Source organism: Ruegeria haliotis (assembly GCF_013377785.1).
GTDB classification, from domain to species: Bacteria; Pseudomonadota; Alphaproteobacteria; order Rhodobacterales; family Rhodobacteraceae; genus Ruegeria; species Ruegeria haliotis.
Genome location: NZ_JABXWT010000001.1, coordinates 185,260 through 200,646, shown reverse-complemented (window position 1 = coordinate 200,646; position 15,387 = coordinate 185,260). Strand labels below are relative to the sequence as shown.

Here is a 15,387-nt window from a genome sequence, read left to right as displayed (position 1 = left end):
CATTGCCATTGCTGCCCGGGGACCTTCAGCCGATGCCGACACTTCACGAACCCAAGCTTATCGCTGGGAACGCCAACCTCCCACTTGCCGAAACCATTGCGCGCCGTATGAGCCTGCACCGCGGAGTTGACCAGGGTCTGGTCGACGCACGCGTCGAACGCTTCAACGACGGGGAGATCTTTGTCGAGGTCTTCGAGAATGTCCGTGGCGAGGATATGTTCATCATCCAGCCGACCTCGAATCCGGCCAATGACAACCTGATGGAGCTGTTGATCATCGCCGACGCGCTGCGCCGCTCATCCGCGCAGCGGATCACCGCTGTGATCCCTTATTTCGGCTATGCCCGTCAGGATCGCCGCACTAAGGCCCGCACACCAATCACGGCCAAGCTGGTTGCCAACATGCTGACCGGCGCGGGGATCGAGCGGGTTCTGACGATGGATCTGCACGCAGCGCAGATTCAGGGCTTTTTCGACATGCCGGTGGATAACCTTTATGCCTCGCCGATCTTTGCTTTGGATGTGAAGACGCAGTTCAAGGACCGACTGGACGAGATCATGGTCGTCTCGCCCGACGTGGGCGGTGTGGCCCGTGCACGGGAGCTCGCCAAACGTATCGGTGCGCCCCTGTCCATCGTCGACAAGCGCCGTGAAAAGGCAGGTGAAGTGGCCGAAATGACCGTCATCGGTGATGTCAAAGACAAGATTTGCCTGATCGTGGACGACATCTGCGACACTGCTGGGACGCTTTGCAAGGCCGCGCAGGTGCTGATGGATAATGGAGCCAAGGAAGTTCACTCCTACATCACCCATGGCGTCATGAGCGGCCCTGCGGTTGAACGCGTGACCAATTCGGTGATGAAATCGCTGGTGTTGTCAGACACGATCCTACCGACACCCGAGGTCACAAAAGCCGCGAACATCCGCATCGTTCCAACCGCGCCGATTTTTACGCAGGCCATCCTGAACATCTGGAACGGAACAAGCGTATCGTCGTTGTTCGAGGACAAGACGCTGACGCCGATCTACGAGTCGCTCTACCATATGGAATGATCTTGAAACGGGGCGACCAGCTTAGGCCGCCCCGTTTCAAACTATCTCACAATATTGGGCCTGCGTGGTAAATACCCGGTGCCACAGTGCGTGCGCCATGTGCGCGACGATCCGATTCAAATTCACATCGCACAAAAAAGATGGGACGACGTCTCCATGACAGCCAACAAACGCATCGTTCTCTCCAGCGACCATGCAGCCATTGATCTGCGTCAGGCAATTGCCACCCACATCGCGGCACATGGGTGGGAGGTTGTTGATATCGGCCCCACAACAACACAGAGCACCCATTACCCCAAACACGGCAAGGCCGCCGCTCGGATGGTTGCCTCGGGTGATTGCGGGCTTGGGATCATCCTGTGCGGCACGGGACAGGGTATCATGATGGCGGCAAACAAGGTTCCGGGCATCCGCTGTGGCGTGTGCTCGGACGCATTTTCGGCCCGTATGATCCGGCAGCACAACGATGCCAACATGCTGTCCATAGGCGCACGCGTCGTGGGCGAAGGTCAGGCCTTAGATATCGTGGACGCATTTCTGACCGCCGGGTTCGAAGGCGGGCGGCACGCGACACGGGTGGATATGATTGAATCGGCGGAAGACTAAGCCCGGTTATTCACCTCCGAAACGTTCCGAAAACTATGCAGGCTGGCCCACCTCAGCTTTGCTACGAGATATCCCAATCATCCGCATGCGCCACCTCGCCGATTGCGGTCCAGGCTACTCGGATACGCGCGATGCGGGTGTCTGACCACGTGCGGAACACCGCGTTGAAGCCGTCGGGTGTAATGTTCTCAGCCTGGACCTCGGCGCGCAAAGCCGATGAGGTGTCCACGTCCCACAGCGATACGCCAATCTGTACTACTGGAGGTGACCGGAAAGATTCGCTAAAGCTGATTGCCGCACATCGCTCGCGCGGGCCCTCGCCTGTCCACATGTCTCCGCCGTCGGCGAATTCAGAAAACAACACTTCTTCGCCCTGATCGATACCGATGGGATGGGTCTCAAATTTCTTCATTCTGTCATCATTATTCTTGAATTTCTGTAGCTTACCCCGGCTTCTGGGCAAAAGCACGACAAAAAACGGCCCCACATTCGTGGGGCCGTTTCAAAATTTCCAATGCTATGAAACCGTTACAGGCTCATATGCGTTCCCAAGGCTTCCATGTCAGCCAGCAGCTTAGCAGCGTCGTCAACGATGGATTGATCATCGCTGGCTTTCGCCACCTCATGCGAAGCGCGCGCCTCGGCGATCAGGTCGTCAAGATGCGACCGGGTCACCTCAGCAACCGGAATGGCCTTTTCAGCCAGAACCGACAGGCCATCGCCGTTGATCTGGGCAAACCCGCCAGTGACCAGGTATTCGCTGGACCCTTCGGGTGCCTCGACCTTCAGCAGACCGGGGCGCAGCGTGGTGATTGTGGGGGCATGGTCGGGCATTGCCGTCATGTCCCCGTCCGCGCCGGGAATCTGGACCGCGCTGGCCTCAAGCGAAGCAAGGCTCCGCTCGGGGCTGACGAGGTCGAATTGCATTGTGTTTGCCATCAGGTGTGCTCCTTAGGCGGCTTCTGCGGCCATCTTTTCCGCTTTGGCGATCACGTCGTCGATGCCGCCAACCATAAGGAAGGCCGCCTCGGGCAGGTGATCGTATTCGCCGGCCACAACGGCCTTGAACGACGCGATGGTGACATCCAGAGGAACCTGAACGCCGGGCGAGCCGGTGAAGACCTGCGCCACGTCGAACGGCTGCGACATGAAGCGTTCGATCTTACGGGCACGAGCCACTGTCAGTTTGTCTTCTTCCGACAGTTCGTCCATGCCGAGGATCGCAATGATGTCCTGCAGCGACTTGTAGCGCTGGAGGATCTGCTGAACCTCGGTCGCAACCGCGTAGTGCTCTTCGCCGACAATCGCCGGATCGAGCAGACGCGAAGTCGAGTCGAGCGGGTCAACGGCGGGGTAGATACCCTTTTCCGAGATCGCACGGTTCAGAACCGTGGTCGCGTCCAAGTGTGCAAACGACGTGGCCGGTGCAGGGTCGGTCAAGTCATCCGCAGGCACGTACACGGCCTGTACGGATGTGATCGATCCCGACTTGGTCGAGGTAATGCGTTCCTGCATCGCGCCCATGTCGGTCGCCAGCGTCGGCTGATAGCCCACAGCCGAAGGAATACGGCCCAGCAGAGCGGACACTTCGGAACCAGCCTGCGTGAAGCGGAAAATGTTGTCGACAAAGAACAGAACGTCAGCACCGGTGGAATCACGGAACTGTTCCGCCAGGGTCAGACCCGACAGAGCGATCCGCATACGCGCACCCGGAGGCTCGTTCATCTGGCCGTAAACCAGCGCAATTTTCGAATCTTCCAGCTTATCGGGAACGATAACGCCGGATTCGATCATCTCATGGTACAGGTCGTTGCCTTCACGGGTCCGCTCACCAACACCGGCGAACACGGACACGCCCGAGTGCACTTTGGCGATGTTGTTGATCAGTTCCATGATCAGAACGGTTTTGCCAACGCCGGCACCACCGAACAGACCAATTTTACCGCCTTTGGCATAGGGGGCCAGCAGGTCGACAACCTTGATGCCGGTAACCAGAACTTCGGATTCAGTCGCCTGATCCGCGAAATCCGGCGCGTCCTGATGAATGGAGCGGGTTTCAGTGGTTTCTACTGGGCCCTTTTCGTCGATGGGCTCGCCCACAACGTTCAGGATACGGCCCAGGGTGGCGTTGCCGACCGGAACCGCGATGGGTGCACCGGTATCGATGACTTCGGCACCGCGGACCAGACCTTCGGTCGCGTCCATCGCAATGGTGCGGACAGTATTTTCACCCAGATGCTGAGCCACTTCCAAAACCAGCTTCTTGCCGTTGTTGGTGGTGTCCAGCGCGTTTAGAATTTCAGGCAGCTCATCTTCGAAGTGCACGTCAACGACGGCCCCGATGATCTGAGTGACTTTGCCTTTTGCATTCGCCATGTTTCGTCTCCGGTTTGTCTCTACAGCGCTTCGGCGCCGGAAATGATTTCAATCAGCTCGTTGGTGATCACGGCCTGACGCGAGCGGTTGTACTGGATGGTCAGCTTGTCGATCATATCGCCCGCGTTGCGTGTCGCGTTGTCCATCGCGGACATCCGAGCACCCTGTTCCGAGGCCCCGTTTTCGAGCAGAGCCGAAAAGATCGCTGTCGCAACCCCTTTGGGCAGTAAATCAGCCAGAATGGCCTCTTCGCTGGGCTCGTAATCGAAGACCGCACCGCTGTCGTCACCCTCGGTATCCTCGAACGAGGCGGGGATGATCTGCTGTGCCGTCGGGATCTGGGTCACTACGTTGACGAACTTCGCGTAGAAGATCGTGGCAACATCGAACTCAGCCCCATCGAAGCGGGACAAGACGTCCTTGGCGATGTCCTGCGCATTGGAGTAACCCAGACGCTTGACCTCGCTCAGATCGATATGTCCAACGAACAGTTCGCCATAGTCACGCTTGAGCGCGTCGCGACCTTTCTTGCCGACGGTCAATATCTTGACCGTCTTGCCCTTGGCCTTCAGCTCGTAAGCTTTGGCGCGGGCCAACTTGGCGATGTTCGAGTTGAAGCCGCCGCAGAGACCGCGCTCGGCTGTCATGACAACCAGCAGATGGACATCATCACTGCCCGTACCACGGAGCAGCTTGGGGGCGCTGTCGCTGCCCCCAACCGAAGCCGCCAGCCCCGCCATCACGGCATTGAACCGTGCAGCATAAGGGCGCGAGGCTTCGGCAGATTCCTGGGCGCGGCGCAGTTTTGCTGCCGCGACCATCTGCATGGCCTTGGTGATCTTGCGGGTCGATTTGACCGACTCGATCCTGTTTTTAAGATCCTTAAGATTTGGCATGTGCCCGCCTCTCCCTTAAGCGAAGGTTGCGGCGTATTCGTCCAGCGCAGCCTTGATCTTATCGGCAGCATCGCCCTTGATCTTGGGATCTTCGTTGGTGATCCAGCCAAGCAGGTCAGCATGTTTGCCACGCAGGTGCGCCAGCAGGCCAGCCTCGTAGCGACCAATATCTGTCACGTCGATCTTGTCGAGGTAACCGTTGGTGCCCGCAAAGATGACGCAGACGATTTCGGCGTTGGTCAGCGGCGAGTACTGTGGCTGCTTCATCAGCTCGGTCAGACGCGCACCACGGTTCAGCAGCTGCTGGGTTGCGGCGTCGAGGTCGGAACCAAACTGCGCAAACGCAGCCATTTCACGGTACTGAGCCAGCTCCAGTTTCACAGGACCAGCAACCGACTTCATCGAGTTGGTCTGAGCCGAGGAACCCACACGCGAAACCGACAGACCGGTGTTCACAGCAGGACGGATGCCCTGATAGAACAGCTCGGTCTCCAGGAAGATCTGACCGTCGGTGATCGAGATCACGTTGGTCGGAATAAACGCCGAAACGTCACCACCTTGGGTTTCGATAACTGGCAGAGCAGTCAGCGATCCACCACCAAAATCTTCGTTCAGCTTGGCCGAACGTTCCAGCAGGCGGGAGTGGAGGTAGAAAACGTCGCCAGGATAAGCTTCACGTCCGGGCGGACGACGCAGCAGAAGCGACATCTGGCGATAAGACACAGCCTGTTTCGACAGGTCATCATAAATGATCAGCGCGTGACGGCCATTGTCACGGAAGAATTCTGCCATCGCAGTTGCGGCGTAAGGTGCCAGGAACTGCATAGGCGCCGGATCAGACGCGGTTGCAGCCACAACGATCGAATAATCAATCGCGCCGGATTCTTCCAGTTTCTTCACCAGCTGAGCAACAGTCGAACGCTTTTGACCAATCGCAACATAAACGCAGTACAGCTTTTTCGACTCATCGTCGCCAGCTGCTTCATTCACGGTTTTCTGGTTCAGGATCGCGTCCAGAGCAACGGCGGTCTTACCGGTCTGACGGTCACCAATGATCAGCTCACGCTGGCCACGGCCAATCGGGATCATCGCGTCAACCGATTTCAGGCCGGTCGCCATCGGCTCGTGCACCGATTTACGCGGGATGATGCCCGGCGCCTTGACGTCAGCAACGCCGCGCTCGGTGGATTCGATGGGGCCTTTACCGTCCAGCGGATTGCCCAGACCGTCAACAACACGACCCAGCAGGCCGTTGCCAATCGGAACGTCCACGATCGAGTCGGTGCGCTTAACGATGTCACCTTCTTTGATGTCGCGGTCGGACCCGAAGATAACGACACCGACGTTGTCGCTTTCCAGGTTCAGGGCCATGCCCATGATGCCGCCGGGGAATTCGACCATCTCACCGGCTTGCACGTTGTCCAGGCCGTATACACGGGCAATCCCGTCACCGACACTCAGCACGCGGCCGATCTCGGCTACTTCAGCTTCCTGACCAAAGTTCTTGATCTGGTCCTTCAGGATTGCAGAAATCTCTGCAGCTTGGATTCCCATTTATCCGACCTCTTTCATTGCATTCTGTAGGGAGTTGAGCTTGGAGCGGATCGAGCTATCGATCATCTTCGAGCCCACTTTAACGACAAGACCGCCAATGAGGCTTTCATCGACGGTCGTATTGATTGTCACAGTCTTGCCCACACGCTCGGATAGCGTTTTGGACAGTTTTTCCATCTGAGTCTTGGTCAGCGTCTTGGCAGACGCGACATCGGCGGTCACTTCACCACGCTCATCAGCAAGCATTTCACGTAAAACGTGTACCAGCTGCGGTACGACAAACAGGCGGCGTTTCTGTGCCATCAAAGCCAGCGTGTTGCGCAGGATGGCGTGCAGGCCCATCTTGTCGGCAATCGCGATAATCGCCGCTTCCTGTTCGGAGCGCGAAATCAGCGGCGACGCAATCAGGTCGCGCAAATCGGCGCTTTCGCCCAAAGCTGCTGCCAGATCATTGATGCCGGATTCCAGACCTGAAAGGTCGTTGTTCTCTTTGGCGATCTCGAAAATCGCCGTGGCATAGCGCTGAGCAATGCCTGTGGAAATCGAAGCTGGTTCGGACACGTCCACCCTTCCGATATTTTAGGCCCCGAATTCGCGTTGCGGCAGCTACCCCGGGGGCGTGAAGAAACCCCGTCCATTTAGGGCGGGGATCAAAATCACCGGGGATGTAGCAGAGCCGAACCCAGCTAGCAATATAGTATAGCGGTAACGGCCTTATCCACAAAACGTTACTTTTCAGATACTTACAATAAGTGCGACCCTTTGGACGCGCTAACCGGGTTGAAAAATGTTACTAAAGTGCAGGTTTTTGCGATTCCTGTGGCTTTTTTCCCTCAGCTTTGCTCTCCCACGGCAGCGCCTACAGTCCCGTCACATCATGCCGGTTTGAGCAGGCCATCCAGTGCCTTGATCGGGCGCTTGGCGGTGTCTTTGGTCACGGTACCGCCTGGTGGTCGAATAAGCTTGCTTGCCTCAACGATAAGAACACCGCCCGCCATGACCGTTGGAATGCGCTGACCTGTCTTTTCAATCAGGTTGCCGGACTTTAGCCAGAACCGCCGGAACGAAGGGGGCAGATATAGGGCAGAACAATGGGCCTCGGGCACGAAATGATGTGCCTTAAGCTGACTTTCCAGCTGCGACGCAGAATATGGGCGGCCAAACCCAAACGGTGTGCGGTCCGACCGCGACCATAGTCCTGTCCGGTTTGGCACGACAAACAGGGCTCTGCCACCGGGCCCCAACACGCGCCAGCATTCTTCAAGCAATTGGCTGGGACGCTCAGAGGTCTCCAACCCGTGCATGACCACAAGCTTGTCCACATGCCCGGTTTCAATGGGCCAAAGGGTTTCTTCCGTCAAAACGGACACATTGGGCATCCCCGCAGGCCACGGCATCACTCCTTGCGGACCCGGCATCAAGCCGATCACGCGACGCGCATCCGCCAGATAAGGCCGCAACAGCGGCACGGCAAAACCAAAGCCTGCAACCGTCTGCCCCTTGGCCTCGGGCCACAGATCGAGGACGCGTCCGCGAATGGCAGCCTGCGCTGCCCGCCCCAGCGTGCTGCGATAGTAAAAATTCCTCAGATCCTGCACATCAAGATGCATTGCGAACACCCGGTCAATCGGCTTAGCTGGGCGCAGTCTAGCAACGAAAGGGCAAAAGGCCATGCCTCTTGAGATCGTCACCATTCCCTGCCTCAGCGACAATTATGCCTTTCTGGCGCACGATGCGGTCAGTGGCCAGACCGCCCTGATCGACGCGCCCGAAGCCGGGCCCATTCTGCAAGAGTTGGACGCGCGGGGCTGGACCCTGAGCCACGTGCTGCTGACCCACCATCATTGGGACCATGTGGATGGGCTCCAAGGTATTCTGGACAAACACCCGGCCAAAGTCATCGGTGCCGCAGCGGACGCACACCGGCTGCCCGCACTGGATGTACAGGTGGCCGAAGGCGACACGTTTCATATCGCCGGCGAACCGGTGCACGTTCTGGACGCATCCGGCCACACCCTCGGGCATGTCGCGTTTCACATGCCCGAAAGCTTGGTTGTGTTTACGGCCGACAGCCTGATGGCCCTTGGATGCGGTCGATTGTTCGAAGGGACGCCCGCGCAAATGTGGCAGTCTCTGAGCAAACTGAGCGCCCTGCCCGATGATACTCTGGTCTGTTCCGGCCACGAATACACCCAGTCCAACGCCAGATTTGCACTGACCATCGATCCCGACAATACCGCATTGCAGAACCGAGCCGCGGATATTGAACGCGCCCGCGCCGCAGGGGAAGCGACAGTGCCCTCAAAACTGGTCCTGGAAAAGGCCACAAATCCCTTTCTGCGCGCTGGTAATCCGGCGATTCAGGCCCACCTGGGTATGAAAGATTCTGACCCAGCGGCGGTCTTTGCAGAAATTCGGGGTAGAAAAGACCACTATTAATGCCTATTTGCCCCTCTTCACGGCCACGGTCACAGGAAATGTGACTGTCAAGTGAAAGAAAACCCTTGAAGCCGGGCGCCGATCAACCAAACTCTAATAGTATGAGGACATGGTTGGGATGGGGATCCGGCCGAAGCCCGCCCCCTTCTGACCCAAGACAGAGGAGCACCCGCGTGCCTTCATTCTCGAGCACACTAGAACAAGCCATCCACGCGGCCCTGGCGGCTGCGAATGAACGGCGACATGAATTCGCGACGCTAGAGCATCTGCTGCTGGCGCTTCTGGAAGAGCCGGACGCCATCCGCGTGATGAAAGCGTGTAGCGTCGATCTGGAAGAGTTACGCAGCACATTGGTCGAATTCATCGACGAAGATCTGTCGAATCTTGTTACGGATATCGACGGTTCTGAAGCGGTACCAACAGCGGCCTTCCAGCGCGTTATTCAGCGCGCTGCAATCCACGTACAAAGCTCTGGCCGCACCGAAGTGACCGGGGCAAACGTTCTGGTTGCAATCTTTGCAGAACGCGAAAGCAACGCAGCCTATTTCCTGCAGGAACAAGACATGACCCGCTATGACGCGGTAAACTTCATCGCGCATGGTGTTGCCAAAGACCCAGCTTACGGCGAAAGCCGGTCTGTGTCCGGAGCGGATCAGGTCGAGGAAGAAATTCAGTCCGGTTCTGGCGAGGCCGAGCAAAAGGAAAGTGCACTGGGGAAATACTGCATCGACCTGAACGCGAAATCCCGCGCAGGTGATGTGGACCCCCTGATTGGACGGTCCGACGAGGTCGAGCGCTGCATTCAAGTGCTCTGTCGCCGTCGTAAGAACAACCCGCTGCTGGTCGGGGATCCAGGCGTGGGTAAAACAGCCATTGCCGAAGGTTTGGCCCATAAGATCGTCGCTGGGCAAGCGCCCGAAGTGCTGGCCAACACCACGATCTACTCACTTGATATGGGCGCGCTGCTGGCAGGCACCCGCTATCGCGGTGATTTCGAAGAACGTCTCAAAGCCGTTGTGACTGAGCTGGAGGAGCACCCGGACGCGGTGCTGTTCATTGACGAGATCCATACGGTGATCGGCGCCGGTGCAACATCTGGTGGCGCGATGGATGCGTCGAACTTGCTGAAACCTGCCCTACAGGGCGGCAAGCTGCGTACGATGGGCTCGACCACGTACAAGGAATTCCGGCAGCATTTCGAAAAAGACCGCGCACTTGCGCGTCGGTTCCAGAAGATTGACGTGAACGAGCCGTCTGTTGAGGACAGCGTCAAAATTCTGCGCGGCCTCAAGCCGTATTTCGAAGAGCATCACGACATCAAATACACTGCCGACGCGATCAAGACGGCTGTGGAACTGGCCGCACGCTATATCAACGACCGCAAACTGCCGGACAAGGCCATCGACGTGATTGATGAGGCCGGTGCAGCCCAACATCTGGTTGCGGAAAGCAAGCGCCGCAAGACCATCGGTGTGAAAGAGATCGAGGCGGTGGTTGCCAAGATCGCCCGCATCCCACCCAAGAACGTCACCAAAGACGATGCAGTGTTGTTGAAAGACCTCGAAGCGTCGCTGAAACGAGTGGTGTTCGGGCAAGACTTGGCCATCGAGGCTCTGGCGAGTGCGATCAAACTGGCTCGCGCCGGTTTGCGTGAACCTGAAAAGCCCATCGGCAATTACCTGTTCGCCGGACCCACTGGCGTTGGTAAGACCGAGGTGGCAAAGCAACTTGCGGATACGCTGGGCGTAGAACTGCTGCGCTTCGATATGTCGGAATACATGGAGAAGCACGCAGTTAGCCGTTTGATCGGCGCGCCTCCGGGGTATGTCGGCTTTGATCAGGGCGGCCTGCTGACCGACGGGGTCGACCAGCACCCACATTGTGTCCTGCTGCTGGATGAGATCGAAAAGGCTCACCCGGACGTGTTCAATATCCTGTTGCAGGTGATGGACCACGGTGAGCTGACCGATCACAATGGCCGGACGGTGAATTTCCGCAACGTGGTTCTGATCATGACTTCGAACGCGGGTGCGCAGGAACAGGCCAAGGCCGCCATCGGCTTTGCCCGTGATCGCCGCGAAGGTGAAGATACTGCTGCCATCGAGCGGATGTTCACACCCGAATTCCGCAACCGTCTGGACGCGGTGATTTCCTTCGCGCCGCTGCCGAAAGAAGTCATCTTGCAGGTAGTCGAGAAATTCGTCCTGCAGTTAGAGGCGCAGTTGTTGGATCGGGGTGTTACCATCGACCTGACAGCCAAAGCCGCCGAATGGCTGGCCGACAAGGGCTATGACGACAAAATGGGCGCCCGCCCGCTGGGTCGCGTGATCCAGGAACACATCAAGAAGCCGCTGGCCGAAGAGCTTTTGTTCGGAAAACTGGCAAAAGGCGGGATCGTACGTGTGTCGATCAAGAAAGGCGAGTTGGATCTGGAAATTCTGGGTCCGGATCAACGGCGTATTCCAGGCGACAAACCCCCGCTGTTGACAGCCGATTGATCTGAAAACAGTCTACACCACGAAACCCCCGGCGACAGTCAATCGCCGGGGGTTTTCGTTTTTGGCTACACGAATGCAATAATCCTCAAAGGTATTTTGACATCAGACCGACGGAAATTTAGCCGGGCGTCGTTTTACCCCATATCCAACCAACAGGGGAATAGGGGAGTGAAAAAGAAAATTGCAATCATCTGGGGTACCGCTTTTGCGGTATCCGCCATCGCAGTCATCGCAACCGCCCAACACCGGTTTCGCTATCATGATGAAATCGAGGCCAGACCGCTGAGGCTTGTACCTGCGACGGTTGATCCCGGAACCAGTCGTTCGACAATCAAGGAAAGCAAGTCAAAGCTCCGCCTGTCTGCCAATGGTATTCCTGATCATCTGGTCGGTCAGTTCCCTAACCGAGGCAATCCGCATCAGATCTCAAAGCAGAAAGTCAAACTGAGCATACCCACGACGCCGACTTCAGCTGGAGCCGTGACGCGGCTGCATATGGGCTGGAACTTTGGCGTTTCACTCAATGGGGTGGTTTTCGATCCGCTGGCGGCTGAGTTCTGGCAGGGCAACCCGCAGTCTGGCTGGTCGTACAACACTTTGGGCGGAGCAATTGCACTGGGTCTTGATGCGAACTACGCGCATGTTCAGCCGAATGGAAAATACCATTATCACGGAATTCCATCGGGACTCGTCGAACTTCTGGATTGGTCTCCGACCCGTCACTCGCCGTTAATCGGCTACGCTGCTGACGGGTTTCCGATCTATGCCATGACGGGTGTGGTCAACGGACAGGTGACCGAATTGACATCATCCTATAGATTGAAATCAGGTAGTCGCCCGGGCGGCAACGCGCCGACTGGCCGCTACGATGGTACCTTCAACGAAGACTATTCCTATGTCCAAGGTCACGGCACTCTGGATCATTGCAATGGCGCGTTTACGGTTTCCACCGAATACCCAGACGGAACTTATGCCTATTTTCTGACCAAGGATTATCCGGTCGTCCCACGGTGTTTTACAGGCACACCAGACCCAAGCTTTCGGTTCGGCCGACGATAAGCCTGACAGGCCGTCCTTTGGGAATGAGTGTTCCTTTACCTCTCAGTAAGTTTCAACTCGATCCGCCGGTTCTGTGCTCGCGCCTCCGGGGTGTCAGCGGGGTTGACGGGTTGGAACTCACCAAATCCGTTTGCCGCCAGGCGGTTCGGAGGTATGCCCAGTGCATCGACCATGTAGCGCACAACCGACAAGGCCCGGCCTTGGCTGAGCTCCCAGTTGTCGCGATATCTGCCTGATCCTGCAAACGGCACATTGTCCGTGTGGCCGTCGACCCGAATGACCCAGTTCAGGCCGGACGGGATTTCCGCCGCCACCACGCGCAAGATATCGGCCACCTTGGCGACCTCCCGCCGGCCCTCGGCAGACAGCACAGCCGAACCGGTGGCAAACAGCACCTCGGATGAAAAGACAAACCGGTCCCCTTCGATCCGCACGCCGTCCTGATCCCCCAAAACATCCCGCAGCCGCCCAAAGAACTCAGAGCGGTAGCGTTGCAGATCCTCGGCCTGAGCCGTCAGTTCCTGATTTTGCCCCGCCAATGCTTCGGCTTCGGCCTCAAGACGAATGCGTTCCGCTTCCTCCAGCAAGCGCCGCCGCCGTTCTTCCGAGGCGGCACGGGCCAGCGCAGCGTTCAGATCCTGACCCAATGTTTGGATCTGAATGTCGGCGGCAGCGTTGCGATCTTCGAAATCATCCAGCAAAGCCTGCAGCGATCCCAACTGCCCGCGCAGGGCGGCAATCTGCTGATTCAGCAAGGCAGCCTCGCGCTGCGCCTTTGCGGATATAGTCTGTTCTGCCGAGATTGCACTACGCGCGACTGCCAGCAACGCCTCACGCTCATCGGCCAGCGACCTTTGCGTTTCGGCCTCGGTCTGTGCCTGCGTTTGGGCGGCCAGCGCAGCCTGTAGTTGCGCCCGTAATTCTTCGTTGTTCAACGCACCAAACTGCCGCTCAAGTTCGGCTTTGGCGGCTTGTGCGGCGGCTAGCAGGGTCAATGTGTCCTCTGCTTCTTTACGCTGCGCTTCCAGTGCCAACGTCATGGCCGTCAGCTCCGCATCGGCATTCTGCAGCCTGTTGCGCAGGTTTTCCGCCGCAGCCGCTTCGGCCAGCCGCGTCGCTTCTTCGTCGCTGAGCTGCTGCTCCAACTCCGCAATCTGTGCCGCGCGCGCTTCGCCGCTCTGCTCCAGATCGGTTACCAAAGCTTCCAGCGCTTCACGCCGCGCAGCAGCCAAACGCGCCGCCTCGGCCTGAGCGTCAATTTCATCGCGGCTTTGCGCTAGCGCAAGGTTCAGGGCCTCTTGTTCGGTCAGCAGCTGTTCGCGTTGGCTTTCCAAAGCTGCGATATTCCCCAGCGACCGCTCCTGATCAGCCAGCAAGGCCGCGACTTGCGCTTCGAAATCGGTAATGCGTGTCTGCGCCTGCGCCAAGTCATCTTCGGCCCGGGTCAGAGTGGTATTGAGCGCCCCAAGCCGGGCCTGCAAGCGACTGTTCTCGCGTTCTTCCAGACCCAATGCCCCGGCCAAGGCTGCAACTTCATCCGCAAGTGCGGTCAGTTCATCCTCCTGCCCCGAGATGGTTTCTCGCAGGACGAATTGAACCACCATAAAGATGGTCAGGACAAAGGTCAGCACCATCAACAGACCCGTCATCGCATCCACGAATCCGGGCCAGACCGAGCCCTGGAACCGTTGACCGGTGCGACGGGACAGGGCCATTGGTTATTCTCCTTCCGAAACGTTACGTATCACACCGCGCGGTAAGGTCATTGCCTTGACCAGCAGTTCGATGTCCTTACGGAACTCGTTCATGCTTTCCTGACGGCCTGCTGAAATCTCTTCGAGAATGCGCAGCAACTGAACATCCATCGAACGAAGGCGCATGCGGCTTTCCGCATCAATACTGTCGCCGGCGCCATGATCGCGCATATGATCCAGCAAAGCGTCCTGACCCAGAGCCACACGTTCCAGCGCGGCAGTGACACCTTCGCTGTCCGCCTGACGCTGGTTCATTTCCCCTATCGTATCCACCAGTTGCCCAAGCTTGGCTGAAACCTCTGCGCGTTCGGATTCTTGTGCTGAAAACAGGTTTTGCAGAGCATCCATCTGCTCGGACATTGCGTCCAGAACTGGCGTCAACACGGCGATCTCGGCACCGCCCTCTTCACCCGACGCGAAACCAACACGGGTGATGCCAGACAGCCATTCTTCGAGTTCGCGGTAAAACCGGTTTTGACCGTGACCCGCGAAGACTTCCAACAGACCCACGATCAAAGACCCCGCAAGACCCAAAAGAGACGACCCAAATGCGACGCCCATGCCCTGCAACTGCGCCTCAAGCCCGGTCATCAGCCGGTTGAATACGGCCAAGCCCTCTTCGCCGTCCTGTGGGTTCAGGCTGCGGATCGTGTCAACGATGGCAGGCACCGTCGTTGCCAAGCCGAAGAACGTGCCCAAAAGACCCAGATAGATCAGGACATTGGTGATATAGCGTGTAATCTCACGTTCTTCTTCCACACGCTCGGCGACCGAATCCAGAATCGACCGCGTCGATGTGGAACTGATCTGCGACCGCGCGCGCCTTTCCCGCAGCAGTGAGGCCAAAGGCGCCAACAGTTGCGGCGTCCTTGCATCTTCACGCACAACCCCGCCGACAAACGCTTCGATCCAGCGGACCGAGCCGATCAGCTGCGTCACCTGATAGAAACAGGCGAACACACCGATGGCAAAGACCATCAGGATAAAGCCGTTCAGATACGGGTTCGCATAAAAGACCGGCAGTACGTAGGGCAATGCCATAAAGACACCCAGCCCCGACAGCCCGATTGCGATCAACATCATCACAATCTGACGAATGGGATGCGAGAATTGGGGTCTCGCGCCCTGATGTGCCTGCGCCATGCGCGTTGTT

14 protein-coding genes are annotated in these 15,387 nt (G+C 57.8%); 5 read left to right on the top strand and 9 right to left on the bottom strand.

From position 1 onward, the window contains the following. Positions 1-32: 32 nt before the first annotated feature. Together HW561_RS00985 and rpiB are read left to right on the top strand one after the other, a co-directional pair. Positions 33-1,052: a ribose-phosphate pyrophosphokinase gene (locus HW561_RS00985; protein ID WP_176861359.1), complete on the top strand. Its 1,020-nt coding sequence runs from the start codon at positions 33-35 to the stop codon at positions 1,050-1,052. 156 nt (positions 1,053-1,208) lie between these two features. Next, on the top strand, positions 1,209-1,658 hold the full coding sequence (rpiB, locus tag HW561_RS00980) for a ribose 5-phosphate isomerase B (protein ID WP_176861358.1): 450 nt from the start codon (positions 1,209-1,211) through the stop codon (positions 1,656-1,658). Positions 1,659-1,719: 61 nt separating this feature from the next. Here the strand turns inward: rpiB and HW561_RS00975 are convergent, their stop codons facing one another. From HW561_RS00975 to HW561_RS00945, 7 genes are all read right to left on the bottom strand, one after another. Next, the gene (locus HW561_RS00975; protein ID WP_176861357.1) at positions 1,720-2,070 is read right to left on the bottom strand and encodes an H-type lectin domain-containing protein; all 351 of its coding nucleotides are present in this window, start codon (positions 2,068-2,070) and stop codon (positions 1,720-1,722) included. Between the two features lie 116 nt (positions 2,071-2,186). Next, positions 2,187-2,597 (bottom strand): F0F1 ATP synthase subunit epsilon, encoded by a 411-nt coding sequence (locus tag HW561_RS00970; RefSeq protein WP_176861356.1) that lies wholly within the window; start codon positions 2,595-2,597, stop codon positions 2,187-2,189. A gap of 12 nt (positions 2,598-2,609) precedes the next feature. Next, positions 2,610-4,034: a F0F1 ATP synthase subunit beta gene (gene atpD, locus HW561_RS00965; protein WP_176861355.1), complete on the bottom strand. Its 1,425-nt coding sequence runs from the start codon at positions 4,032-4,034 to the stop codon at positions 2,610-2,612. Between the two features lie 20 nt (positions 4,035-4,054). Beyond that, the gene (locus HW561_RS00960; protein WP_176861354.1) at positions 4,055-4,930 is read right to left on the bottom strand and encodes a F0F1 ATP synthase subunit gamma; all 876 of its coding nucleotides are present in this window, start codon (positions 4,928-4,930) and stop codon (positions 4,055-4,057) included. Positions 4,931-4,945: 15 nt separating this feature from the next. After that, on the bottom strand, positions 4,946-6,484 hold the full coding sequence (gene atpA, locus HW561_RS00955; protein WP_176861353.1) for a F0F1 ATP synthase subunit alpha: 1,539 nt from the start codon (positions 6,482-6,484) through the stop codon (positions 4,946-4,948). Continuing rightward, the gene (locus HW561_RS00950; protein ID WP_176861352.1) at positions 6,485-7,045 is read right to left on the bottom strand and encodes a F0F1 ATP synthase subunit delta; all 561 of its coding nucleotides are present in this window, start codon (positions 7,043-7,045) and stop codon (positions 6,485-6,487) included. Between the two features lie 314 nt (positions 7,046-7,359). After that, positions 7,360-8,094, bottom strand: coding sequence for a class I SAM-dependent methyltransferase (locus HW561_RS00945; protein ID WP_176861351.1), 735 nt, complete (start codon positions 8,092-8,094; stop codon positions 7,360-7,362). A gap of 61 nt (positions 8,095-8,155) precedes the next feature. Here HW561_RS00945 and gloB point away from each other — a divergent pair, with 61 nt between their 5' ends. The 3 genes from gloB (at position 8,156) to HW561_RS24110 (ending at position 12,480) form a co-directional block, all read left to right on the top strand. Next, a complete protein-coding gene (gloB, locus tag HW561_RS00940; protein WP_176861350.1) occupies positions 8,156-8,923 on the top strand; it encodes a hydroxyacylglutathione hydrolase in 768 nt (255 codons plus the stop codon). A gap of 173 nt (positions 8,924-9,096) precedes the next feature. Next, the gene (gene clpA, locus HW561_RS00935; protein ID WP_176861349.1) at positions 9,097-11,421 is read left to right on the top strand and encodes an ATP-dependent Clp protease ATP-binding subunit ClpA; all 2,325 of its coding nucleotides are present in this window, start codon (positions 9,097-9,099) and stop codon (positions 11,419-11,421) included. 168 nt (positions 11,422-11,589) lie between these two features. Next, the gene (locus HW561_RS24110; protein ID WP_176861348.1) at positions 11,590-12,480 is read left to right on the top strand and encodes a YHYH protein; all 891 of its coding nucleotides are present in this window, start codon (positions 11,590-11,592) and stop codon (positions 12,478-12,480) included. Between the two features lie 35 nt (positions 12,481-12,515). On the opposite strand, the gene HW561_RS00925 is transcribed toward HW561_RS24110, so the two are convergent. Together HW561_RS00925 and HW561_RS00920 are read right to left on the bottom strand one after the other, a co-directional pair. Continuing rightward, positions 12,516-14,195, bottom strand: coding sequence for a peptidoglycan -binding protein (locus HW561_RS00925; protein ID WP_176861347.1), 1,680 nt, complete (start codon positions 14,193-14,195; stop codon positions 12,516-12,518). 3 nt (positions 14,196-14,198) lie between these two features. Next, a complete protein-coding gene (locus HW561_RS00920; RefSeq protein WP_176861346.1) occupies positions 14,199-15,377 on the bottom strand; it encodes a biopolymer transporter ExbB in 1,179 nt (392 codons plus the stop codon). Positions 15,378-15,387 lie beyond the last annotated feature (10 nt).